We start from the raw sequence: 23,719 nt of genomic DNA, 5'->3' as shown, positions 1-23,719 counted from the left end.
GCATCGTCAGTGTGCGGGTGCTGATCGTGGAGGACGAGCCGGAGATGGCGGGTGCCATCCGGGACGGGCTGCGCCTGGAGGCGATCGCCGCGGACATCGCCGGCGACGGCGACACGGCGCTGGAGCTGCTCGACCTGAACACCTACGACATCGCGGTCCTGGACCGGGACATCCCCGGCCCGTCCGGTGACGAGGTCGCCAAGCAGATCGTTGCCTCCGGCAGCGGTACGCCGATCCTGATGCTGACCGCGGCGTCCCGGCTGGACGACAAGGCGTCCGGGTTCGAGCTGGGCGCCGACGACTACCTGACGAAGCCGTTCGAGTTCCAGGAGCTGGTCCTGCGGTTGCGCGCGCTGGACCGGCGGCGCGCGTACAGCCGGCCGCCGGTGCGGGAGATCGCCGGCTTGCGGCTCGACCCGTTCCGCCGCGAGGTGTACCGGGACGGGCGGTACGTCGCGCTGACCCGCAAGCAGTTCGCGGTCCTCGAGGTGCTGGTCGCCGCGGAGGGCGGGATCGTCAGCGCGGAGGATCTGCTCGCGCGGGCCTGGGACGAGAACGCCGACCCGTTCACGAACGCCGTACGCATCACCGTGTCGGCACTGCGGAAGCGGCTCGGTGAGCCCTGGGTGATCGCGACCGTCGCGGGGGCCGGGTACCGGATCGACGAGGACACTGGGGGCACCGGGCGTGGATAGGGAGCCCGGGCTGAGCGTCCGGCTCAAGCTCGCGATCAGCTACGCGGGGTTCGTGATGGCCGCAGGCGTGCTGCTGCTGGTCGCGGGATGGTTCGGGCTGATGCAGTTCAAGTCCGGCGGCGTGGTGATCATGACCACGACGTACACGTTCCCGCAGCTGCTGTGGCGGTCGTTCGCGCCGGTGGCGGCGGTGGTGATGGCGTTCCTGCTGGTCTTCGGAATGGTCGGTGGGTGGGTGCTGGCCGGCAAGATGCTCGATCCGCTCACCAAGATCACCGAGGCCACCCGGGTCGCCGCGACCGGGTCGCTGTCGCACCGGATCCGGCTGACCGGGCCGAACGACGAGTTCAGGGAGCTGGCCGACGCGTTCGACACGATGCTCGCCCAGCTCGAGGCGCACGTGGCCGAGCAGCAACGGTTCGCCGCGAACGCCTCGCACGAACTGCGGACGCCGCTCGCGATCACGCAGACGTTGCTCGACGTGGCGCGCAACGACATGACGCACGACAACGGCGTACTCGTGGATCGGCTGCACGCAGTCAACGCGCGGGCGATCGACCTGACCGAGGCGCTGCTCGTGCTCAGCCGTGCGAACCAGCGGTCGTTCAGCCGCGAACGCGTCGACCTGTCACTGATCGCGGAAGAGGCCACCGAGACGCTGCTGCCGCTCGCCGAGAAGAACGGGATCACCGTCGAGACCGGCGGGGACCAGGCGCCGACGGTCGGCTCACCCGCGCTGCTGCTGCAGCTGACGACCAACCTCGTCCACAATGCGATCGTCCACAATCTGCCGACCGGTGGCTCGGTGTGGGTGAACACCCGCGTCGACACCCCGACGGTCGTGCTGACTGTCGAGAACACAGGCGAGCAGCTGGCGCCACACCTGATCGCCACGCTCGTGGAGCCGTTCCAACGCGGCAGCGAACGCATCCGCACCGACCAGCACTCCGGCGTCGGCCTCGGCCTCGCAATCGTCAAGAGCATCACCCGCGCCCACGACGGCACCCTGACCGTCACCCCACGCCCCGAAGGCGGCCTACGGGTGACGGTCGAACTACCCACCTGAACCCGCCGAGTCGTGGAGATCGGTCCGTGGGGCCGGCGTCGAGTCGTGGATTGTGGCGGGAAATCCCGACCACGATCCACGACTCGACGAAGTCAGAGCGTGATGGTGACGGGGGTGCCGGTTGGGGAGGACGGGTGAGTTAGGTGGAGGAGGTGGGTTTCGGGGGTGTAGTGGGAGTCGACGTTGACGGTCGTGGGCTCGGTGGGGAGGCGGAGGGCGGTGGTGACGGTGATGCCGCGGGGGGCTTCGCAGGTGAAGGTGATGGTGCCGGCGGTTTCGTGCCAGTCGACGATTCGGCCGGCGGAGGCGAGCAGGGTTGCGTCGTCGTACGTGAGGTCGCGGAGCCAGGTCAACTCACCCGGGCCGAGCTCGCAGCGGCGCACGACGCCGAGGTGCGGGTCGAGCAGGTCGAGATAGGTGCCTTCGACAACGTGTGTGCCGTCGAGGACGGCGCCGATCAGGTACGGGCCGCGCTGGACGGCGAGCCAGTTCGTGGGTTGCCAGGTGTGGCCGCCGGCCTCGGCGAGCTCGCGGAGTGCGGTGACGAGTTCGCCCGGCTTCTCGGTGAAGTCGGCGGGGCGGGAGGCGAGGAAGCGGACGCGGCCCTGGCCGATCGGCTGGATGTCGTCGCGGGTGCGGTCGGCGCCGAGTGCCTCGGCCAGGTGGTCGGCGCAGGTGTCGTACCGGCCGGTCCACCAGGAGCGGATCTCGTGGTACGGGTCCGCGCCGTCGCCGACGTACAGCAGGCTGCCGCCGCGGTTCACCCAGCCGGCGAGGGCGTAGTGGATGCTCGGGGCGAGGGGCTTCTGGAACTCGTAGCTGAGGACGAGTACGTCGACGTCGTCGAGCGCATCGGGGGTGTCGATGACGTTCTCGAGCTGGACGGGCGCGACGCGCTGGCCTTCGTACAGCGGGGGCAGGGCGAGGCCGTAGAAGTCGGAGAAATGTAGTTGCTCACGGCCCTCGAGCGCGAGGGCGTCCTGCAAGCCGTCGTAGTGCCCGCTCTCGCCGCCGGGGGACCAGCGCTGGAACATCGCGGTGTCCGACAGGGCGATGCCGACCCGCGGGCCGTCGTGCGCCCACCGTACGTCGGGCTGGTCGAGGTCGCGGAGACTGTTCATCGCGATCAGGTAGCTGGTCGCGGTGTCCGGCGGGATCAGCTCGCGCTCGGTGCTGCCTTCGCGCAGGTACGGGCGGGTGAAGATCCGGTGCGGCCACGGCGCGACTTCGTACCGGGAGACGCCCGGGTGCAGGAGCGACGCGACCAGGGTGCGTTGGTAGTTGGCGAGGTAGTCCTCCCAGGTCCGGTCCGGGTGGTCCTCGATCGGGTCGTGCAGGAACCACATCCGCCGGTCGGTGCCGCGGGTCAGGTCCTGCGCGATGCCGTACTCCAGGTACGCCGTCTCGAACGTCCGCTCGGCGACCTTGCCGTCGTACACGTTCGGCGTCCGCGAGGTACCGGTCCACACCTGCGCGATCGCGCCGTCGATCGAGGGCAGCGTGCGCAGCCGGGACTCCGGGCTGATGATCTGCCATTGCGTGTAGTTGAGCAGGCTGTGCGTCGGTACGTAGAAGTGCACCTCGCGTCCCTGCGTGAGCGCCTCGTCGCGCAGTACCGAGGTGACACGGTCGAGGCTGCGGGAGAGCAGGTGCTGCTTGAGCTCGCCCGAGCGGAAGTGCGCCTCCGGAGTACTGTGCGGCGGCTGCCACGGCTCCTTGAAGTACGCCTGCCACTCGCGCTTGAACGCCTCCGAGTATCCCGCCCGCGCCCAGAACTCCGGCTCCTCCAGGTGGATCCCCTCCACCCCGAGCCCGATGATCGGCCGCAGCTTCTGCACCAGGTACTCCGTGAATCCGAACGTCGGCACCATGTACGGGATGTCCGTACTCTCCCCGTGCAGGATCGGCTTCCCGTCCGCCGCGGTCTGGGCGTCGTCCCAGTGCCCGTCCCCGTCCCACCGCCCGTCCAGGTAGTCCTGGTACGTGCCCCAGGAGATCCCGGTCATCAGATGCACCCGATACCCGGCCTCCCGCCACCGCCCGATCCGCTCCGCCGTCGTCTCGTTCAACCCGTACACCATGACGAAGTCCGTCCGCAGATCGATGGACTCGTCGTACCCCGCCTGCTCCTGAAACCCGGTCGCCTCACGCACCTTGTCCGTCATAACCACCCACCCTTCCCCGCCCCACCACCCCAACACCACCACCCCGTCAGCAACTGGACACCCAGGCGTCGAGTTTGGTGGGGTTGCGGATGGCCCAGATGTGTTTGATCTGGGTGGGGGTGGTGTCGAAGGCGTAGACGGTGACGGTGGTGCCGCCGGATTCGGCGCGGAGGCCGGGGCGGCCGTTGACGGTGCATTCCTTGATGGTGAGTTGGGTGAGCCGGGCGGCGAACTTCGCGAAGGTATCCGCGATGCGGCCGGCGCCGGTGAGAGAACGGACGAAGACGGGGGCGCGGCCGCCGGTGTCGGCGGTGGTGGTGGCGTCGGGGTCGAGGAGGGCGATCAGGGCCTGGATGTCGCGGGACTCCCAGGCGTGTTTGAAGTCGCGGACGATCCGGGACTGGACGGCGGCCGGGGTCGGGGGTGCGGCGGTGAGCCGGCGCCGGGCGGAGGAGGCGAGCTGGCGGCAGGCCGCGGGCGAGCGGCCGACGATGTCGGCGATCTCCTTGAACGGGTAGGCGAACACGTCGTGCAGGATGAACGCCACCCGCTCGGCCGGCGTCATCGACTCCAGGACGACGAGGAACGCCATGCTGACCGACTCGTCCAGCGTGATCCGGTCCGCCGGGTCGCCGGCCCGCCACTCGGCCGTTCCCGAAGCCGATCCCGGAGCCGGTCCGGGAAGCGGCTCCGGGATCCACTCGCCGACGTACTGCTCCCGCCGGACCCGCGCCGACGACAGCTGGGTCAGGCAGATCCGGCTCGCCACCTTCGTCAGCCATGCGGCCGGGTTCTCGATCACCTGACGCTCGGACGGCGCCATCGCATACCACCGGGCGTACGTCTCCTGGACGACGTCCTCCGCGTCCGCCAGCGACCCGAGCAGCCGGTACGCGAGGTTGGTCAGCTGTCGTCGTTCCTGATGCATGTCCACAGCTACCCGACACCGCAGGCCGGCGAAGTGTGACCTCACGTTCCGGCGACCTGTCTGGTCGGACCAGTGCACACGACACGTCACGGAAGGAACTCCACGATGTCCGAACACCACAAGGTCGTCGTCCTCGGCGGCGGGTACGCCGGGACGCTGGCCGCGAACCGTCTGCGGCAGCGCGCGGACGTCGACGTCACGCTGGTCAACCCGCGCCCGCGGTTCGTCGAGCGGATCCGGCTGCACCAGTTCGTCGCCCGCACCGGGGACGTCACGATCGACTACGGCACGCTGCTCGCCGAGGGCGTCGACCTGGTCGTCGACAGCGCCACCCGGATCGACACCGCGGGCCGGACGGTCGAGCTGGCGTCCGGTCGCGCGCTGGACTACGACTACCTGATCTACGCGATCGGCAGCCGCGCGGCGACGCCGATCAACGAGCATGCCTTCGACATCGCCGAGTACGAGTCGGCCGAACGCCTCCGCGCGAAGCTGGACGACCTGCCGGCGGACGCCCCGATCACCGTGGTCGGCGGCGGCTTCACCGGGATCGAAACGGCCGCCGAACTCGCCGAAGCCGGTCGCGACGTAACCCTCGTCTGCGGCGGCTCGCTCGCCCCGACGCTGAGCACGAAGGGACGGCGGTACGTCGCGAAGTGGCTCGCCGGCCACGATGTCGACGTCCTCGAACGGCAGCCGGTGACGAAGGTCCACGCGGACACGATCGTGCTGGAGAACGGTCTCGCGCGGCGCAGCGCGTTGACGATCTGGACGGCGGGGTTCGGCGTACCGGGGCTGGCGGCGGACAGTGGTTTGCGGACGGATGCGGCCGGGCGGCTGATGACGGACGAGACGTTGACGTCGGTGGACGACGATCGGGTCTTGGCTGCCGGCGACGCGGTTGCGCCGTCCGGGCGGCCGTTGCGGATGAGTACGTATGCAGCCGGGCCGCTCGGTGCGCAGGCGGCTGACACGGTGCTGAGTCGGATCGCGGGCACTGAGCCTGCTCCGCTTGAGCTGCGGTTCAGTGGTGCGTGCATCAGCCTCGGACGGGGGGCGGGGATCCGCCAGCTTGCGCGCAAGGACGACACGGCGGTGAATCTGTTCATCCCGGGGCGGCTGGGCGCGAAGGTGAAGGAGAAGACCTGCCGGTTCGTTGTCGACAACCGGATCCGCCGCGAGGCCCGCGAACCCGGCTCGATGACCTGGCCCAAGGCCGGCCCGCGCCAGGTTCAGAGCTCGATCGACACGCCGGCCGCGATCCGGTAGGGGTGGGTCGACACGAGTGCTCCGGCGACGCGGCGGAGGCGGGAGATCTCGGCACGGATCGTGACCTCGTGGTGCGCGTCGCCGTACAGGCGGGTGCTGAGTTCGGCCGCGGTGAGCCCGCGTGGTCCGGTCGCGGTCAGGGCGGCGAGGATCTCGGCGTGCCGCGGTGTCAGCGACGTACGCCACGGCTCGCCGTCCCGGAGTACTTCGAGCCGCGGGTCCGGCCCGGGGTACAACCGGGCCCGCACGGTCGCCCCGGCCTCCCGCGGGCGGATCAGCCAGCCGTCGCCGAGCCGTTCGGGCAGACACAGCCCGAGCCCCGGTACGGCGACCGCCCGGTCGGCCTGCGGTACGTCGATCTGGTCGCGCGCCGCGATCCCGGTGTGGTGCGCGACCCACCCGTGGTCGTCGACGACCAGCAGCGGACCGTTGGTGGAACTGACCACGGCCTCGGTCGACCGCCGCAGGCTCTCGAGCCGCTCCTGGTGGTGCCGCCAGAGCGCCGCCTCGGACAGCCGGACCGCGCTCTCCACCAGCGCGGCGATCGCCGGATGCAGCGTCAGCGCCGGGCCGCTCACGTCGACCACCCCGAGCAGCGCGCCGTCCCGCGGGTCGTGGATCGGCCAGGCCGTGCAGTACCAGGGGTGCTGGTGGCTCTCGTAGTGCTCGGCCGAGAACAGCTGCACCGGCGCCGCCTCGGCCAGCGCCGTACCGATCGCGTTGGTGCCGACGACCTGCTCGGTCCACAGCATCCCTTCGAGGAACCCGAGCCGATCCGCGGTGAGCTGCACCCGCGGCGCGCCCTCCCGCCACAGCACGACACCGTCCGCGTCGCACACCACCATCAGGAACAGCGAGGCGTCCGCGACGCTGGTCAGCACCCGGCGCAGTTCGTCGATCACCAGCGAGAGTCGTGACGTACTGCGACGACGTACCAGCTCCTCCTGGCTCATCGGACGGCGCGCATTGACATGATCGGCGGCCAGTCCGAGGTTCATCACCCGCGACCAGGAGCGCGCTACGAGCGCCCGTGGCCGTTGCGGAGGCCGTACGCCGCTGAGCACCGCGTCGTGGATCCGGACCAGCTCGCGGGCACGCAGTGTGAGGTCCGTGCCAGGCGGGATCGCGCCGTACGCCGTACTCGCTGTCATGGGCACCTCCCGCCTTGCGGCTCATCGTAGGCCGGGACAGTGACCGTCGCCACGGTGCAACGTGGTGCAACCCTGGTCGCCCCTAGCCGTGACGCGGTGTCCTGACCTCATGACTCAGACCGAGGAGAAGCCGACCAGGCAGCAGTCGGCAGACGAGCGGGCCACGCACTGGTTGACGGCGTTCGAGGACGCGCTGCGGGCGCGCGACGTCCCTCGGGCCGCGGGCCTGTTCGCGACCACGAGCTTCTGGCGCGACCTCGTCGCGTTCACCTGGAACCTGAAGACCGTCGAGAACCCGGACGGCGTCACCGACCTGCTGACGAAGACGCTGGAGACCACCGATCCGAGCGGCTTCCGGCTGACCGAGCCGGCGGCCGAGGCGGACGGGGTGATCACCGCGTGGTTCGAGTTCGAGACCGGCGTCGGGCGCGGCGGCGGGCTGGTCCGGCTCGTCGACGAGGACGGGCAGGACAAGGCGTGGACGCTGCTCACCACGTTGCGGGAGCTGAAGGGGTTCGAGGAGCCGCGCGGCGTACGCCGGCCGTTGGGCGCGGAGCACGGCGCCGACAAGCACCGGCAGACGTGGAAGGAGAAGCGGCAGGCCGAGGCGGAGACGCTCGGGTCGGCCGAGCAGCCGTACGTCCTCGTGATCGGCGGCGGGCAGGGCGGGATCGCACTCGGTGCACGGTTGCGGCAACTCGGCGTACCGGCGCTGGTGATCGACAAGCACCCGCGGCCGGGGGACCAGTGGCGGAACCGGTACAAGTCGCTGTGCCTGCACGATCCGGTCTGGTACGACCACCTGCCGTACCTGAAGTTCCCGGACAACTGGCCCGTGTTCGCACCGAAGGACAAGATCGGCGACTGGCTCGAGTCGTACGTGCGGACGATGGAGGTCCCGTACTGGTCGAACACGGTCGCGCGCTCCGCGTCGTACGCCGACGGTGAGTGGACCGTCGTCGTCGAGCGAGACGGGCAGGAGCTGACGCTGCGCCCGAAGCAGCTCGTCCTCGCGACCGGCATGTCCGGGAAGCCGAACGTGCCGAACCTGCCCGGGCAGGACGTGTTCCGCGGCGACCAGCACCACTCGTCGGCGCACCCCGGCCCGGACGCGTACGCCGGCAAGCGGTGCGTGGTGATCGGGTCGAACAACAGCAGCTTCGACATCTGCGGCGCGCTCTGGGAACACGACGCCGACGTGACGATGGTGCAACGGTCCAGCACGCACATCGTGAAGAGCGCCTCGCTGATGGAGTACGGCCTTGGTGACCTGTACTCCGAGCGCGCGCTCGCGGCCGGCGTGACGACCGAGAAGGCGGACCTGATCTTCGCGTCGATCCCGTACCGGATCCTGCACGAGTTCCAGATCCCGGCGTACCAGGCGATGGCCGAGAAGGACAAGGACTTCTACGCGCGGCTGGAGGCGTCCGGCTTCCGGCACGACTGGGGAGACGACGGGTCCGGGCTGTTCATGAAGTACCTGCGGCGGGGATCGGGGTACTACATCGACGTCGGCTCCGCGGAGCTGGTCGCGAACGGGGACGTGAAGCTCGCCCACGGCCAGGTGTCGCACCTGACCGAGGACGCCGTCGTACTCGAGGACGGTACGACGCTGCCCGCGGACCTCGTCGTCTACGCCACCGGGTACGGCTCGATGAACGGCTGGGCGGCCGACCTGATCTCACCGGAGGTAGCCGATGCCGTAGGCAAGTGTTGGGGCCTTGGCTCCGACACGACCAAGGACCCGGGCCCGTGGGAGGGCGAACAACGCAACATGTGGAAGCCGACCCAACAGGAGGCGCTCTGGTTCCACGGCGGCAACCTGCACCAGTCGCGGCACTACTCGCTCTACCTGTCCCTGCAACTCAAGGCCCGCTACGAGAACCTGCCCACGCCCGTCTATGCGCTGCAGGAGGTCCACCACCTGAAGTAGTAGGCAAGTATCGTTGCCGGCATGAGTGCGCAGCGGCGGCCGACGATGTACGACGTGGCCGCGCTGGCAGGGGTTTCGCATCAGACGGTGTCGCGGTACCTGCGGGCCGATCCGACCGTCGGGGCGGCGTCGTCGACGCGGATCCAGGCGGCGGTCGACGAGCTCGGGTACCGGCCGAACCTGACGGCGCGGGCGATGCGGACCCGAAGTACCGGGGTGGTGGCCATCATCCTGCCCGGGTGGACCGGGCCGGAGCGGACCGTCGAGGCGGCGTGCGAGGAGGCGCAGCGGTTCGGGTACCAGGTGGAGATCGTGATCGGCGTGGACGAGGACCCGGCCGCGCTGAGCCGGCTCGCGGACGACATCCTCGGGCGCGGACAGGTCGACGGGGTGCTGTCGGTGACGCCGTTGACCGTGAAGCCCGGCGGGGTCGTCGTCCAGACCGACGAGTTCGACGCGCGGCTGCGGGCTGTCGAGGCGGTGGCGACGGACGAGGCGACGATGGAGGAGCTGGTCGAGAAGCTCGCGGTGCTCGGGCACCGGGACTTCTTCCACGTGGCCGGACCGCAGGACTGGAGGTCGGCGCAGCTGCGGCGGTCGGGGTACCTGAAGGCGTGCGAGCGGTTGGGGTTGCGGTCGCACGGCGTGTACGACGGCCCCTGGCATCCGGAGACCGGCGCGGAGGCGGTGCGATCGCTGCCGGACGACACGCCGGTGACCGCCGTCGTCGCGGCGAGCGATCACATCGGCGCCGGGGTACTGCGGGCTGCCTTCGAGCGCGGCTGGCACGTCCCGAACCACCTGAGCGTGACCGGCTGGGACGACCTCACGCTGGTCCGGTACGGGACGCCCGCGCTCTCCACCGTGCACGTGGACCGGGAATCGTCCGGCCGCCACGGCATGCGCCGGTTGATCGCAGCGCTCCGCGAGGAGCCCGAGCCGGAGCCGTTGCCTGCAGCCCCCACTCGGATCCTCTTCCGGGAAACCACCGCGCCCCCACGCTGATGGGTGGGGCGGGCGCCGGTGGTCGGGCCTGGTGGGTCCCGACCACCGACGGGCTTTAGCGGAGGATCAGGGCACCTAGGTGCCAGAACCGGTCAGGCTCGCTGTCCAGGACCAGGTCGGCGGTGCGGCCCGTCGCGCCGCCGTCGAGGTCGGCGTGGATCCAGGTGAAGACGCCGCCGGGCAGGTCCGTGGACGCGGCGAGGAGCTTGCCGGCCTCGGTGATGAGCGTAGGCGGGCAGTCTGGTCCACCGTCGCCGACCAAGGCCGACAATCGCACCTTCCCAGGCGGCAGCGTGATCCGGAACGTCCTCGCCGGATAGTCCCCGACGAAGTCCCGCCGGAGCGCGTCCCACGCACTCCCACGATCCCGCGGCTGTGGCGCCGTCCCGACCCAGCCGTACCCGCGCGCCGCATCCCACGTCGTACTAGGCGAGACCCGCGCATACCCCGGCACCAACGGACTGTCCACGGTCCCGATGTCCAACGCGAGCCGGCACTGCGCAGCGTCGGGCGTGACCACGAACGTCTGATGCTCCGCACCCAACGCCGTCTGCCCGGTCTCGATCGCCAGCTCCACCATCTCCGTCACCAACGGCGGAGTGACCGGTACGGTGATGCTTGCCGAAGCCCCCGACTCGATCGCCACCGTCGTCGTCCCGACCGTCCACGACGAGTCCACCGGCCGCACCGAAGCCGCCACCGTCTGCGCCGTCCGGAACGCATTCGTGACAGCCAGCGGCAGGTCGTTGGCCACGCCACCGATCAGCAACCCGCGGTTCGGGTACTCAACCTGCAGCCACTCCGTCCCCGTCGACAGGATCCGCGAGTACCCGTAGAAGTACGACACGATCGTGTCCCGCCAGCGCTCGGCCTCGACCACGTGCGCGTCGAATGTCGCCGCGATATCGGCATGTCGCGCCGCATCCACCCGCCCGGCCAGCCGCCCCCACGCCCGCCGGAACTCCAGCACCCGCTCGTACCCGGCGAAGTGACTGTCGTAGATGTGCTGAATGACCGTCTTCCCGGACTTCAGCCGATGCGTGTACGGCACCCAATGCATGAACAGCAACAGCTCGTCCGGACACTTGTCCAACGACCCGTAGACGTCCGGCCAAGAACCGGTGTAAAGCCCCGGGAACACAGCGGTCCGATCGAACCCGGTTCCCTCATTGGTCGTGTAATGCGACAGATTGTGCGTCGAGTTGGGATCCGGCAGGAAATGCGCCCCGAGCGGATACGTCAGATACCCCATCCCGAGCGGCGACGTATAGCTTTCGTACGTCTCCCACGACTGCAGCATGATTGCCTTGAGTACCGACTTCACCTGCGGATCGGACCCGAACGTGAGCTCGATCCACTCGGTCACGATCTCGTCCGCCGACAGCCCGGGATTCCAGGCCAATCGCGCGAACCCGTGCGTGTTCGCCGCCCCGAGCTGGTAGCCCGTCCAGTCCCGGTCGTCGCCGAAGTTCAGCACGCCGGCCAGCCCGACGTTCTCCTGCCGATAGGCAACCCCGGTCACGATATCGGCGACCGTCGGACCGTTCCGGAACCCGAGAATCGACTTCCACTCCGGCACCAGATAACACAAATGGGTCGCGTGCCCCGTGTATTCCTGGGTGATCTCCAGCTCGACCATCTGATTGGTCTGCGGCAGCCCGCCGAACAACGGATTCACCGGCTCCCGGACCTGGAAGTCGATCGGCCCGTTCTTCGTCTGCACGATCGCGTTCTCGTGGAACTTCCCGTCCAGCGGATGGAACACGTTGTACTCGTACTGCGCCCAGTCCGAGAACCCCTCGTGGACGAACGACCGCCAGACCAGCCTCCCGCCGTACGGCGCGATCCGGTCGGCGAGCATGTTCGCGCCGTCGGCGTGCGTCCGCCCGTAGTCGAGCGGCCCGGGCTGCCCTTCGGAGTTGGCCTTGACGAGGAACCCGCCGAAGTCCGGGATCAGCCGGTAGATCTCGTCGATCTTGTCCTGCCACCACTGCTGCACACCCGGGTCGAACGGATCCGCCACAGTGACCTGGCCGCCGGACAGCGTGATCGGTGCCGCGTAGTTCGCCGACAGCCACAGCCGCACACCCCATTGCCGCAGTACGCCGGCCAGCGCCGCGAGCCCGGGCAGCCGTTCGCTGCGGAGGAAGTCCGCGCTGGCGTTCACGTTGTTGACGACGGTGTTGTTGATACCGACGGACGCGATCGCCCGCGCGTAGTCGACGTACCGCTCGCGGAGCCCGGGGAGTTCGTCCCAGGCGAAGATGGACTTGCCGGCGTACCCGCGTTCGATGCTGCCGTTGAGGTTGTCCCAGTGGTTGAGCATCCGCAGTGGCGCGGCCGGCCGGTCGGCGAGGTTGAGCGCCGAGACCGGCCGCTGACGCTGCAGTTGCTGCAGGAACCGGAACGCGCCGTACAGTGCGCCCCGCTCGTCGCCGCCGGTGATCTCCAGTCGGTCCGCCCGGCGCTTGATCGTGAAGCTCTCCGCGGCCGGCTTCCCGACGCTGACGACGACGGCGTTCTTCCCGGCGATGTCCTTCACCGGCACCGACCGGCCGAGGAGTGCGGACAGCCCGCGGGACAACTCGGCCCCGGCGGACCGCAGTACGGCGTGGTTGCCGGAGACAACGATGTGCGTGAAGGCGGACCGGTACCGGGCCAGCAGGCCGGCGTCCGGGACGAGCCGGTAGCGCAGCCACAGGTCGTACCCGTCCTCGTCGGCGGATGCCGCGAAGGCCGGCAGGCCCGGCAGGAACCCCGCGGCCAGCGCCCCGGCCGCACCACTCGCGAGCAAGGTGCGGCGCGTGATCGTCACGAGGTCGCCCCGTACGTCCGGACGTAGTCGAAGTGCGCCGTCGATCCGGCGCCGCCCATCGAGATCAGCCCGAACTTCAGCGGCCCGGCCGGCAGGTACCAGTAGCTACCCCACTGCCAGTGCTTCCCGTCCAGGCTGGTCGCCGCCTGGAACAGGTGCTGCCCGTCCCGCGTCGTGTGCCGCAGCCGCAGCCACATCGTGTCGGCGCTCGGGCCGAGCTGGATCGCCTCCGGCCACGGGCTCGGATCGGCCCCGGGCCACAGGAACGCCTGCTGTACGGCGTTCGTCCGGGTCGGTGCCAGCTGCAACGAGTTCGTCCGGGACGTCCACGCGATCAGCCCGGCCCGGCCGTTGCCCGTCGTACTCGCGAACGGGAGCGTCAGCTTGGTCTCGACGGTGAAGTCGCCCTCCGGAGCGTCCCGCAACGCGACGGTGGCGTCGGTGCTGAGGTTGGTTGCCTGCGTGTCCCAGTTGAGCTGACCGTCCGCGACCTGACCCTGGTCCGCACCGGTCCACTGCCAGTTGGTGTCCTGTCCGGTGAACTCGTCGCTGTACGCCGGGAGCAACGGCCCGATCTTCGGATCCGCGATCTTGCGCGTGACCGGCTGGTACAGCTTGGTCATCGAGAGGTTGTCGCCCTGCGCGGTTCCGGTCAGCCCGAGCTGCGCGGGCCCGCTGAGCCCGGGCGCGAGCTGTACGTCGATCTCGCCGAGCGGGTTGTCGCCGATCGACGGCGCGACCTGGACCGCGGCGCGGCCGTTCCGGACCTCGACGGTGACCGAGTGCCAGGTGTCGTACCGGAATCCCTGGTACAGCGGGCGTTCCGTCGTACCGACGATCTTGCCGCCGAGGCGCTGCTCGACGCGGAGCACGCCGCGCTGCGGGTCGAGCCAGGCGACCGCGTAGTTGCGGGACGACCGGTACCCGAAGACGACACCGGCCGGACCCGATGGCGTGCGGAGGTCGGCCTCGACGCGGTAGTCGGCAGTTCCGCTCTTCTGGCTGACGAGGAGCCCGGACGGCGAGGTCGAGGCGGCGTACCCGTCGTCGCTCGTCCAGTCGCCCGCGACCGAGCGCCAGCCGGACAGGCCGGGGGAGTCGAAGGAGCTGCCGACCGTCGAGGTCGCGTCCGGTGCGGTCTGGGGTGTGTCGGACGTCCACTGCCCGGCGCGGACGGTCGGCCAGCCGCCGACCCAGTCGAGGCGGTCCATCGACTGCGGGCGGCCGCCCCAGGTGTGGTCGGCGCGGATATCGGAGTTCACGATGTTCCACTCCTGGCCGGAGCGGTCGACGGTGATGGCATTGTGGCCGGTGGCGTTCAGCGAGTTGCCGTTGAACGAGTTCACGATCGTGCCGCCGGGCTGGTTCGACGTCAGCGAGCGGCCGTTCTCGTCGACGAACGGGCCGGTCGGGGAGGCCGAGCGGCCGGCGAGCACCGGGTAGCCGCCCCCGCCGTCGGTGCCCATGCAGCAGCCGTAGCCGGAGTAGAACAGGTAGTACCAGGGCCCGCGCTTCTGGACCCAGGTGCCTTCACCGCGTTCCCCGGCGACGACCTGGGTGGACTCGCCGACCGTGTTCTTGCCGTCGGCGGTCAGCTTGACGACGTGGATGCCGCCCTTGCGGAACGAGCCGTAGTACAGGTACTTCGAGCCGTCGGAGTCGATGAACATCATCGGGTCGATCTCCATCACCTCGCTGTCCTTCACGAAGTTCACGACGGGATGCCCGACGTCGGTCCACGGTCCGGCCGGGGTCGGCGCGGTGGCCAGGCCGATCGCGGCGTCGAGCGAGGTGGAACCGGGGGCGGAGTAGTACATGTAGTACTCGCCGTCGACGTACCGGACGTCCGGCGCCCAGTAGCCCTTCTGCGGCCAGCCGGCCCACTGCGGGTGGTTGGCCTGGCTGAACGCGTCGCCGAGGAAGGTCCAGTGCACGAGGTCGGTGGAGCGGACCATCGGGATCAGGTGCTGCGGTCCGCCGTTCTGGGCGTTGCCGCGGGTCAGGCTGGTGTTGGTCGCGTACGCGTACCAGGCGCCGTCCTTGGCGCGGATCAGCCCGGCGTCGGAGAACGCCTGGGCGATGTCGCTCATCAGCGGGTTGCGGTACGTCGGTCCGCTGGGCGCGGCGCCGCCCGGCGGCAGTCCCGCGACGGTCACGGTCGCCGCCACCAGGCCGGCGAGTACGGGTCGGAAGAAGCGTTTTCTAGGCATGACGGTGGGTCCTCACATGGGCGGGGAGGTCTCGCAACGTGCAGGTCCGGAAGAAAAGTTATCGATCACATTCGGCCGTGGGCCAGACTGTAAGTGATCGATAATTCGACCGCAAGACCTCGATCGTCGCCGCGTCACCCGGCGAGCTGCGGGGGGACGTCGGCCAGCTGTACGGCGGCGTCCACGGCGATCACGTCGGCACGGCCGCTTCTGGTGGGTGGACCCGGCAGATGGTGGGTTAGCGCCTCGGATCAGGTAGGCGAACCCTGCATCTCGGTGGTGGACCCACCGGATTCGGCGGGCGGGATTGGGTGCCACCTGCTCGGCGTCGGTCTCGTTGCCTTGCCGGCGCTGCGCCCATGCGAGCCGCCCGCGCTGCGCCGGCGGACTGCCAGGTGGTGAGCTGGGCCGACCTCGATCCGGGCCGTTGGGACGACTTCGGCAGGTTGGACCATGCAACCGGTTCTACACGAGCACTGCGCCGCGCCGTCCGGCGGAAACGGTGGGTTGGTGGCAGACTGCGAAGTGGGGGTCGCGACCGGAGGAGAGCTATGAGTCTCGCTTACGAAGTCGGTCTTCCGCTGGTGGCTGAGGCGGACGTGCACGCGCCCTGGAACGGGCACGACACCCGCGTCCTGATCATGGCCGTGGTCGGTATCGCGATCATCGTGGTGCTGATCGTTGCCCTGAAGGTGCATGCGTTCCTGTCGCTGACGATCGGCGCGCTGTTCGTCGGCGTCGCGTCCGGGATCGCGGCCGGCGACGTCACCAAGTCGTACGAGAACGGCGTCGGCAGTGTGCTCGGGTACGTCGGTGTCCTGATCGCGCTCGGCGCCATGGTCGGGAAGCTGCTCGCCGACTCCGGTGGCGCCGACCAGGTCGTTGACACGTTGCTGCGCGGGAAGCCGGGCGGCCTGCCGTGGAAGATGGCGCTGATTGCGTTCATCATCGGCATCCCGATGTTCTTCGAGATCGGGCTGGTGCTGCTGATCCCGGTCGTCGTGCTCGCGGTACGGCGTACCGGTGCGCGCGCGATGCTGCTCGGGATCCCGGCGCTTGCGGGTCTGTCGGTACTGCACGGGTTCGTCCCGCCGCACCCCGGGCCGCTGGCGGCGATCGGCGTACTGAAGGGGAACGTCGGCATCACGCTTGCGCTCGGCCTGCTGGTGGCGATCCCGACCGTGATCGTCGCCGGTCCGCTGTTCGGCCGGCTGGCCGCGAAGTGGGTGCCGATCGGCGCGGCCGGTGCCGCACTCGAGGTCGGCTCCGGCCACCACGACTCCGAGCCTGCGCACACCGCCGCGCACAACGCGCCGCAGGACCGTACTCCGGAATCGACCCAGGACAGCGCCGCGGACGCACGGCACGCCGCGCCGCCGCCCGCTCCGGGTACGACGCGCACCCGGACGCCGAGCTTCGCCGCGACACTCAGCACCGTCCTGCTCCCGGTCGCGCTGATGCTGATCAAGGCCGCGTCCGACGTCTGGATGAGTTCGAAGAACGCGATCTACCCGGTCCTGCAGTTCATCGGCGACCCGGTGGTCGCGCTGCTGATCGCCGTACTGCTGGCGATGTACACGTTCGGCACCGCGGTCGGTTTCGGGATCCCGGAGCTGAGCAAGAAGATCGGCGAGAGCCTGATGCCGATTTCCGGCGTGATGCTGATCGTCGGCGCCGGCGGCGGGTTCAAGCAGGTCCTGGTGGACGGCGGCACCGGCACGGCGATCGCGAAGATCGCGATCGCGGCGAACCTGTCGGCGTTGCTGCTCGGCTGGATCGTCGCGGTCCTGATCCGGCTCGCTACCGGTTCCGCGACGGTCGCGACCGTCACGGCGGCCGGCATCGTCGCGCCGCTCGCGACCGGACTCAGCACCACGCACCTGGCCCTCGTCGTGCTGGCGATCGGTGCCGGATCGCTCTTCTTCTCGCACGTCAACGACGCCGGTTTCTGGCTCGTCAAGGAGTACTTCGGGATGACCGTCGGCGAGACCATCAAGACGTGGTCTGTGATGGAGACAGTCATCTCTGTAATGGGATTAGGCATGACATTACTGCTCTCGACGTTCTTGTAGCAGGTGTATTGCAGCACGGCCGCTCCGGAGTTACGTTGACGCAACAGTCCTTGGCCTCCAGGGGAGGGAGCGGCCGATGGACCTGGCTTTTCATGCCGCGGAGGTGGTCCCGCGAGCGGCGGTCCGGGGGCGGACGAATCAAGCGGACCGGTTGTTGCTGCCCAGTGACGCAGAGCTGCTCGCGCGTTGCCACGCAGGGGATCAGGACGCCTGGGCGCTGCTGGTCGGGCGGTACCAGCGGCTCGTCTTCACTGTTGCGAGACGCAACGGTCTCGGCCGGGACGACGCCGCCGACGTCACCCAGAGCGTGTTCGTCGCGCTGCTCGAAGCCGGGGCCGCGATCCGCAGCCAGGAACGGTTGCCGTCCTGGTTGATGACCGTGGCCCGCCGGCAGGCCTGGCGGCTGCGCTCGCGGCACGACCACGAGTCGCCGCAGCCGGACCCGGCCGCCGACATACCGGACGAGCTGGACTGGTTCGCCGACTGGGAGAAGGTCGCGGTCGTGCACGAGGCACTGGCGCGGCTCGGCCAGCCGTGCCGGGACCTGCTGCTCTGGTTGTACTTCGACGCCGCGTCGCCGTCGTACGCCGAGATCGCGAGCCGGCTCGGCAAGGCGATCGGCACGGTCGGGCCGATGCGCGCGCGGTGCCTGCAGACGTTGCGCCGGTTCCTGCCTGAGGAGTCGCTGTGAACACGTGGTTCGAGCTGGTGGCGGACTGGGTCGACGGCCGGCTCGACCCGGAGCGCGCCGACGCCGTCGAGGCTACTGTGGCGAACGTGCCGGCGACGGCCGCGGCGGCGTCCTGGTTGCGCAGGTTCAAGCGGGCGGCGGCCGAGTTGCCGCTCGAGGAACCGCCGCCGATCGTCGCGCAGCGCCTGCACCAGTACTTCGAACGCTGGCGCACCGGTCGGGAATCGGGGCAGCTGCCGGAGTTGAGGGCGGAGCAGGTCTTCGACAGCCGGCGCGATCTCGTACTCGTCGGACTGCGGGCGGCCGGGTCGGTGGAGCACGCCATCCACGTCGCGTTCCGGAGCGCGCGGGCGGACCTGGTCGTCGACATCCACCGGCTGGGTCGCGGGAACAGCCGGATCGACGGGCAGCTGCTGGTCGAGCCCGGTGCGGCGCCGGTCGCCGAGGTCACCTTGCGCGGCGGCGCCGGCGAGTTCCGGTCCGTCGACGGCGACGAGCTCGGCCGGTTCTGCCTGCCCGACGTACCGGACGGGCAGTACGAGCTGCGGGCGTCGAACGGTGAGTTCGTGGTCGTCGCCGACGTCACGATCGAACCGGACCGCCCCCTGGCCGGATCCGGAACCGAGCCGTCCTGATGAGCAGCGCGGCAGTGGGGGAGCTGCTCGCCGAACCCGACACGCCGGCACGCCTCGAGCGGCTGCGCGCGCACGGCCTGGCCACCGCCCCGGGTGTCACCGGACTCCTCGACGAGGTCGAGCAACTCGTCCACGTCGAGCCCGCGGCCGCGGGTGATGTCGCGACCGTCTGCCGCCTCGCCGCGGAGGACCTCGGCAACGACGGGCTGACCGCGCGGGCCTGCTACCTGCTCGCCAGAGTGCTTGCCGATCGGGCCGAGTTCGACCACGCGCTCGCGCTGATCGACGAAGCGCGGCGGCGCTGGTGGGAAACGGGCGCACAGCTGTCGGGACTGCGTACGGACCTCGGCAAGATGCAGATCCTCGACGACCTCGGCCGGCATCACGAGGCCGCGGAAGTGGCCGAGACACTGCTGGCCCAACTCGAGACGGTCGAGCTCGGCGACGATCCGGAGGAGACCGAGCTGAGCCGCTGGCTGCACGCCGCGGCGCAGGAGAACCTCGGGGTCGCCCGCGGATTCCTAGGCCAGCAAGAGGAAGCGCTCGCGGCGTGCCTGCGGGCCGAGGCCGAGTACGACGCATTAGGGCTGGCGCCGGACGCGGCCCGCGCCCGGGCGAACCGCGGGATCGAGCTGCTGGATCTTGGCCGCGCCAACGAAGCCCTCGCGGCGCTCGAGTCCGCCGAACAGGTCTTCCGAACGGAGGGCGACCGCCTCTGGTCCGCGAAGTGCGCGGGCCATCGCGCCGACGTGTACCGGCAGACCGGCGACCTGATCCGGGCGTTACGCCTGCTCGAGTCGGCGTACGACGAGTTGCAGGAGCTGGAGGCTGTCCCGGAGGCGATCCGCCTGCAGCTGGCGATCGCCGGTACCTGCCTCGACCTCGGGCTGTACGACGAAGCCCTCGCGGCGGCGACGACGGTCGCGGAACACGCCGCCGTACTGGGCATGCGGCACGACGTCGCGACCGCGCGGCTGACGCGAGGACTCGCGCAGCTCGGCGCCGGGCGGGCCGCTCGGGCGGAGCCGGACATCCGGACCGCGGCGGAGCTGGCCGAGTCGGTCGGCGACGATCGGCTGCGCGCGCAGATACGGCTGGCCGAGGCGGAGCTGGCCGCGGTGGAGGGCCGGTCCGAGGAAGCGGCACGGCTCGCCGAGCAGGCCGCGGCCGAGCTGCTGGCCGGAAACTGGACGGCCGCTCTGGTGTCCGCGACGCTGCGCCGGATCGACCTGGCGCTCGACGACGAGGCCGCGGGGGAGGCGCTGGACGCGGTCGAGGCGATGCTCGAGGAGCAGCCGTACGCGCACCTGCGGTACCCGTTCCTGCTCCGGGCCGCCCGCCGGCACCTGGCCGCGGGCCGTCGCGCCGAGGCCGAGGAATGCTTGCGTGAGGCAACCGACGAGGTCGAGCGGATGAGCGGCGTACTCCCGGACCACACGATGCGGCTGGCCTTCCGCACCGACCGGCTGGCGGCGTACGACGAGCTCGTCGCGCTGCTGGTCGACCGGGGCGCCGCCGACGAGGCGCGGATGCTCAGCGACCGGGCGAAGGCGCGGACCCTGATCGACCGGCTGAACGGCGCGATCCGCCCCGCTCATCACTCCGCCGAACTCCGTCCGCTGCTCGCCGACCTGGCCGCGACGTACAACGGCCTGACGACCACCGAGCATCCGCAGAAGCGTGCCGCGCTGCAGCGCCGGGCCAACGAACTGGAGGACCAGCTCGGCCTCGCGCAGGTCCGCCTCGCGGCACGGGAGAAGCCGGTCGCCGCGCCCGCGGAGGCGGTCGGACCGGTGGCACCGGCGCCGGCCGGCCGGGCCGCGATCGTCACGTTCCACACCGCGGGCGACGACTTGCTCGTGTTCGTCGAGCGCTCCGGCCGGGAACTCGTCGTACGGCGGAAACGCGGTGTGCTGCCCGCGCTGACGCTGGAGCTGGATCACCTCGGTGCGCAGTGGAGCCGCTTCCGGCTGGGCGACGTGTTCACCCGGCGGCACGCGGACACGCTGGTGGCGACGACGAACCAGATCCTCGGCCGGCTGTACCGCGCGGTGATCGCGCCGATCCGCGACCTGCTCGACGCCACCACCGGCCGGAGCCTGATCGTGGTCCCCGACCGGCGGCTGTACCGGGTCCCCTTCCACGCCCTGTACGACGGCTCCGCACACCTCAACAGCTACTGGGACATCACCGTGAAACCTGCCCGCGGCGGCCCGATCGTTGCCTCCGGCGACAATCGTCCGGGTCGGCACTCGGTGGTCTTCGCGGTCGCCGACGTGAACGCGCCGTCGGTCGGCGCCGAGGCCGACACCGTCGGCGGGCTGCTCCCGAACGTCCGGGTGTACGGCGGCCCGGAGGCGACCAGCGCGGCGCTGTTCCGCGAGCTCGCCGGCGGACCCGCCCCCGCCGTACTGCACATCGCCTGCCACGGGCTGTACCGCCCGGGCAACCCGGCGTTCTCCTCGCTCGGCCTCGCGGACCGCTGGGTCACCGCCGCCGAACTGCTCGACCTGGACCTGCGCGGGACGTTGGTGACGTTGAGCGCCTGCGAATCGGGCCGCCACGAGAACGTCGGCGCCGAGCCGGTCGGACTCGCCTGGGCGTTCCTGGCCGCCGGGGCGAGCGGCGCCGTGGTCAGCCAGTGGCTCGTCTCGGACACCGTCACCGTCGACCTGATGGCGGCGTACTACCGCGCGCTCGCGGACGGATCCGGTCCGGCCGCGGCGCTGCGGGTCGCGCGCGCGGCGGTCGCCCGCCGATTGCCGCACCCCTTCCACTGGGCCCCGTTCAGTTACGTCGAGCCGCCCGGCACGACCAATCCGGCACCGTCACCGACGGGAGTGAATCGATGATCAGCCTTCGTCCCGGTCGCCGGACGGCGAGCCTCGTCCTGCTCGTGGTCCTCGGCTGGCTGGGCGCCGCACTGCCGGCCAGGGCGAACCTGCCGGCGTCGGCCGACCTGACCGACGGCATCGTGGTGAAGATCGATGTTGCCGACGGCTACCGGATCGGCGACGTGGTGTCCGCGTACCCGGTTGCGTTGGACAGCGCCGTACTCGCGTCCCGCGGTATCTACCGGCTGCACCCGACCGATCCGAAGTACCAGAAGGGCGACAAGTTGAAGCAGCTGGCCGACCAGATCGAGCACGCGGCCGGTGTCGTGTACGCCGAGCCGGACACGGTCGAGACGTTGCTCGACACCCGCTTCCACGCCTGGCCGGAAGGGAGTGCGGTGGACGCCGGCAGCGACCCGTCGGTGTATCTGGATCAGCCGGTCGTCTCCGACCTGAAGCTCGTCCAGGCGCAGGGGAAGAGTCTCGGCAAAGGCAGCGTGGTCGCGATCCTCGACACCGGCGTCGACCCGAACCAGCCGGTCCTCAAGGGCCGGCTCGTCCCCGGCTGGGACTACGTCGACGACGATCCGGACCCGTCCGAGGAGGCGCCGGGGACCCCGGACGGCCTCGGTCACGTCGACACGGCGTACGGGCACGGGACGTTCATCGCCGGGATCACCTCGCTGGTGGCGCCGGGCGCGAAGATCATGCCGGAGCGGGTGCTGGACAGCAACGGTCGCGGGAACGTGTTCACGGTCGCGCAGGCGCTGCTCGACGCGGCCGACGCCGGTGCGACGGTGGTGAACCTGAGCTTCGGCGCGCCGAAGTCCTCGAAGCTGCTCGGCGACACGATCAAGGAGCTGCGCAGGCGCGGCATCGTGGTGGTCGCGGCGGCGGGCAACTCCGGCAACGACAGCAAGGAGTTCCCGGCCGCGCAGCCCGAGGCGATGAGTGTCGCGGCGCTCGACGCGCAATGGACCGCGCTCGCGTCGTTCTCCGGCTTCGGCGACTGGATCGACGTCGCGGCGCCGGGCGACCAGATCGCCGGTCCGCTGCCGGGCGGCCGGTTCGCGTGGTGGCGCGGTACGTCGGTCGCCGCGCCGTTCGTCGCCGGTCAGGTCGCGCTGGTGCAGTCGCTGGCGCCGAAGATCACGCCGGACAAGGTGTTCGAGGCGGTGCAGAAGACGGCGACCAAGCTCGGGGCGGGCCACAAAGTTCAGTCAGGCTCGATCAACGTGGTCAACAGCCTGACGTTCACTGCCGCACACGGCTGAGCGTGCGGGCCCGCCAGGCGCTGCGGACCAGCTCGTCGAGGTCGCGTTCGGCGGACCACCCGAGATCGCGGCCGATCCGGGTGGCGTCGGCGACGACCTCGGCCGCGTCGCCCGGTCGCGCCGGCGCCGGGTACCAGGCGAGCGGCTGCCCGGTGACCCGTCGTACCGCGTCGATCATCTCCAGGACGCTGGTCCCGCGGCCGGTGCCGATGTTGTAGACCGATCCGATCGGGCCGGCCTGCAGGCGGTCGAGGACGCAGTGATGCGCGGCGGCGACGTCCGCGACGTGCACGTAGTCGCGGACGCAGCTGCCGTCGTGGGTCGGGTGTCCGACACCGTTGACGCCGACGGCGATCCCGCGCTCGACCGCGTCCAGCAGCCGGGGGAGGAGGTTGTCGACGCCGGTGTCGCCGAGTTCCGGTACGGCGGCGCCGCCGACGTTGAAGTACCGCAGGACTGCCCAGTCGAGTCCGTGCGCCGCGGCGGTGTCGCGGAGCAGCCGCTCGGCGGTGAGCTTCGTCCAGCCGTACGGCGATCCCGGCTCGGTCGGCGACGTCTCGCTGACCGGTTCGGACGTCACGGGTCCGTACACGGCGGCGCTGGAGGAGAACAGGATCCGCCGTACGCCGGTCCGCACCATCGCGGTCAGGACGCTGTGCAGGCCGTCGACGTTCTGGAAGTAGTACTCGAGCGGATGCGTGATCGACTCGGCGACCGCCTTGTGCCCGGCGAGGTGCACGATCCCGGTCACGCCGTACGCCGACAGCACCTGGACGAGCTGCGCGGTGTCGTGGATCGAGCACTCGACGAACGGCACCGAACCCGGCACCCGGGAGGCGTCGCCGGTGGACAGGTCGTCGACCACGACGACGTCCCCGTCCGCTCCCTCGCCGGCGCCGAGCAGCAGCCGGACGACGTGCGCTCCGATGTATCCGGCCCCGCCGGTGACCAACCAGGTCATGATGATCCCCTCCCG

Annotated in this window: 16 protein-coding genes; 10 read left to right on the top strand and 6 right to left on the bottom strand. The window is 70.4% G+C overall.

Features of this window, described 5'->3' with window-relative positions; all coding sequences use genetic code 11:
• Positions 1-11 precede the first annotated feature (11 nt).
• Both ACXJJ3_RS02560 and ACXJJ3_RS02555 read left to right on the top strand, forming a co-directional pair.
• Positions 12-695 (top strand): response regulator transcription factor, encoded by a 684-nt coding sequence (locus tag ACXJJ3_RS02560; RefSeq protein WP_458168234.1) that lies wholly within the window; start codon positions 12-14, stop codon positions 693-695.
• Complete coding sequence (locus ACXJJ3_RS02555) at positions 688-1,761, top strand: sensor histidine kinase (RefSeq protein WP_458168233.1); 1,074 nt, start codon at positions 688-690, stop codon at positions 1,759-1,761. Before ACXJJ3_RS02560 ends, ACXJJ3_RS02555 begins: the two co-directional genes overlap by 8 nt.
• A 92-nt stretch (positions 1,762-1,853) precedes the next feature.
• Here ACXJJ3_RS02555 and ACXJJ3_RS02550 read toward each other — a convergent pair whose 3' ends face one another.
• The gene (locus ACXJJ3_RS02550; RefSeq protein ID WP_458168232.1) at positions 1,854-3,926 is read right to left on the bottom strand and encodes a hypothetical protein; all 2,073 of its coding nucleotides are present in this window, start codon (positions 3,924-3,926) and stop codon (positions 1,854-1,856) included.
• Between the two features lie 46 nt (positions 3,927-3,972).
• Positions 3,973-4,854, bottom strand: a complete 882-nt coding sequence (gene sigJ, locus ACXJJ3_RS02545; RefSeq protein WP_458168231.1) for an RNA polymerase sigma factor SigJ — start codon at positions 4,852-4,854, stop codon at positions 3,973-3,975.
• Between the two features lie 105 nt (positions 4,855-4,959).
• Between sigJ and ACXJJ3_RS02540 the strand changes: the two genes are divergently transcribed.
• On the top strand, positions 4,960-6,123 hold the full coding sequence (locus tag ACXJJ3_RS02540; RefSeq protein WP_458168230.1) for an NAD(P)/FAD-dependent oxidoreductase: 1,164 nt from the start codon (positions 4,960-4,962) through the stop codon (positions 6,121-6,123).
• Here the strand turns inward: ACXJJ3_RS02540 and ACXJJ3_RS02535 are convergent.
• Positions 6,087-7,274 carry a GAF domain-containing protein gene (locus tag ACXJJ3_RS02535; RefSeq protein ID WP_458168228.1) on the bottom strand — a complete coding sequence of 396 codons (1,188 nt, stop codon included), beginning with the start codon at positions 7,272-7,274 and terminating at the stop codon, positions 6,087-6,089. The two genes, ACXJJ3_RS02540 and ACXJJ3_RS02535, sit on opposite strands and share 37 nt — an antisense overlap.
• A 109-nt stretch (positions 7,275-7,383) precedes the next feature.
• On the opposite strand from ACXJJ3_RS02535, the gene ACXJJ3_RS02530 reads away from it, so the two are divergent.
• Both ACXJJ3_RS02530 and ACXJJ3_RS02525 read left to right on the top strand, forming a co-directional pair.
• The gene (locus ACXJJ3_RS02530) at positions 7,384-9,207 is read left to right on the top strand and encodes a flavin-containing monooxygenase (RefSeq protein ID WP_458168227.1); all 1,824 of its coding nucleotides are present in this window, start codon (positions 7,384-7,386) and stop codon (positions 9,205-9,207) included.
• 21 nt (positions 9,208-9,228) lie between these two features.
• Positions 9,229-10,212 (top strand): LacI family DNA-binding transcriptional regulator, encoded by a 984-nt coding sequence (locus tag ACXJJ3_RS02525; RefSeq protein WP_458168226.1) that lies wholly within the window; start codon positions 9,229-9,231, stop codon positions 10,210-10,212.
• 55 nt (positions 10,213-10,267) lie between these two features.
• On the opposite strand, the gene ACXJJ3_RS02520 is transcribed toward ACXJJ3_RS02525, so the two are convergent.
• The gene (locus ACXJJ3_RS02520; RefSeq protein WP_458168225.1) at positions 10,268-13,027 is read right to left on the bottom strand and encodes an alpha-glucuronidase family glycosyl hydrolase; all 2,760 of its coding nucleotides are present in this window, start codon (positions 13,025-13,027) and stop codon (positions 10,268-10,270) included.
• Positions 13,024-15,237, bottom strand: coding sequence for a family 43 glycosylhydrolase (locus ACXJJ3_RS02515; RefSeq protein ID WP_458168224.1), 2,214 nt, complete (start codon positions 15,235-15,237; stop codon positions 13,024-13,026). Before ACXJJ3_RS02515 ends, ACXJJ3_RS02520 begins: the two co-directional genes overlap by 4 nt.
• 641 nt (positions 15,238-15,878) lie before the next feature.
• On the opposite strand from ACXJJ3_RS02515, the gene ACXJJ3_RS02510 reads away from it, so the two are divergent.
• From ACXJJ3_RS02510 to ACXJJ3_RS02490, 5 genes are all read left to right on the top strand, one after another.
• Positions 15,879-17,309, top strand: coding sequence for a GntT/GntP/DsdX family permease (locus tag ACXJJ3_RS02510; RefSeq protein ID WP_458172014.1), 1,431 nt, complete (start codon positions 15,879-15,881; stop codon positions 17,307-17,309).
• Positions 17,310-17,385: 76 nt separating this feature from the next.
• On the top strand, positions 17,386-18,000 hold the full coding sequence (locus ACXJJ3_RS02505; protein ID WP_458168223.1) for an RNA polymerase sigma factor: 615 nt from the start codon (positions 17,386-17,388) through the stop codon (positions 17,998-18,000).
• Positions 17,997-18,635: a carboxypeptidase-like regulatory domain-containing protein gene (locus ACXJJ3_RS02500; protein ID WP_458168221.1), complete on the top strand. Its 639-nt coding sequence runs from the start codon at positions 17,997-17,999 to the stop codon at positions 18,633-18,635. Before ACXJJ3_RS02505 ends, ACXJJ3_RS02500 begins: the two co-directional genes overlap by 4 nt.
• Positions 18,635-21,487, top strand: a complete 2,853-nt coding sequence (locus ACXJJ3_RS02495; protein ID WP_458168220.1) for a CHAT domain-containing protein — start codon at positions 18,635-18,637, stop codon at positions 21,485-21,487. The genes ACXJJ3_RS02500 and ACXJJ3_RS02495 overlap by 1 nt, the downstream gene beginning before the upstream one ends.
• Entirely contained in the window at positions 21,484-22,743 is a 1,260-nt protein-coding gene (locus ACXJJ3_RS02490) for a S8 family serine peptidase (RefSeq protein ID WP_458168219.1), read from the top strand. Before ACXJJ3_RS02495 ends, ACXJJ3_RS02490 begins: the two co-directional genes overlap by 4 nt.
• Here the strand turns inward: ACXJJ3_RS02490 and galE are convergent.
• A complete protein-coding gene (gene galE / locus ACXJJ3_RS02485) occupies positions 22,724-23,704 on the bottom strand; it encodes a UDP-glucose 4-epimerase GalE (RefSeq protein WP_458168218.1) in 981 nt (326 codons plus the stop codon). The two genes, ACXJJ3_RS02490 and galE, sit on opposite strands and share 20 nt — an antisense overlap.
• Positions 23,705-23,719 lie beyond the last annotated feature (15 nt).

The sequence above is a fragment of the Kribbella sp. WER1 genome, assembly GCF_054189145.1.
The sequence above is the reverse complement of the archived record's forward strand: the minus strand, read 5'-3'. Positions and strand labels throughout refer to the sequence as shown.

Coding starts and splice junctions, on each gene's coding strand:
- ACXJJ3_RS02550 (WP_458168232.1), bottom strand. CDS start 3,926: ATGACGGACAAGGTGCGTGAGGCGACCGGGTTTCAGGAGCAGGCGGGG.
- sigJ (WP_458168231.1), bottom strand. CDS start 4,854: ATGCATCAGGAACGACGACAGCTGACCAACCTCGCGTACCGGCTGCTC.
- ACXJJ3_RS02540 (WP_458168230.1), top strand. CDS start 4,960: ATGTCCGAACACCACAAGGTCGTCGTCCTCGGCGGCGGGTACGCCGGG.
- ACXJJ3_RS02535 (WP_458168228.1), bottom strand. CDS start 7,274: ATGACAGCGAGTACGGCGTACGGCGCGATCCCGCCTGGCACGGACCTC.
- ACXJJ3_RS02530 (WP_458168227.1), top strand. CDS start 7,384: ATGACTCAGACCGAGGAGAAGCCGACCAGGCAGCAGTCGGCAGACGAG.
- ACXJJ3_RS02525 (WP_458168226.1), top strand. CDS start 9,229: ATGAGTGCGCAGCGGCGGCCGACGATGTACGACGTGGCCGCGCTGGCA.
- ACXJJ3_RS02515 (WP_458168224.1), bottom strand. CDS start 15,237: ATGCCTAGAAAACGCTTCTTCCGACCCGTACTCGCCGGCCTGGTGGCG.
- ACXJJ3_RS02510 (WP_458172014.1), top strand. CDS start 15,879: ATGGCCGTGGTCGGTATCGCGATCATCGTGGTGCTGATCGTTGCCCTG.
- ACXJJ3_RS02505 (WP_458168223.1), top strand. CDS start 17,386: ATGGACCTGGCTTTTCATGCCGCGGAGGTGGTCCCGCGAGCGGCGGTC.
- ACXJJ3_RS02495 (WP_458168220.1), top strand. CDS start 18,635: ATGAGCAGCGCGGCAGTGGGGGAGCTGCTCGCCGAACCCGACACGCCG.
- ACXJJ3_RS02490 (WP_458168219.1), top strand. CDS start 21,484: ATGATCAGCCTTCGTCCCGGTCGCCGGACGGCGAGCCTCGTCCTGCTC.
- galE (WP_458168218.1), bottom strand. CDS start 23,704: ATGACCTGGTTGGTCACCGGCGGGGCCGGATACATCGGAGCGCACGTC.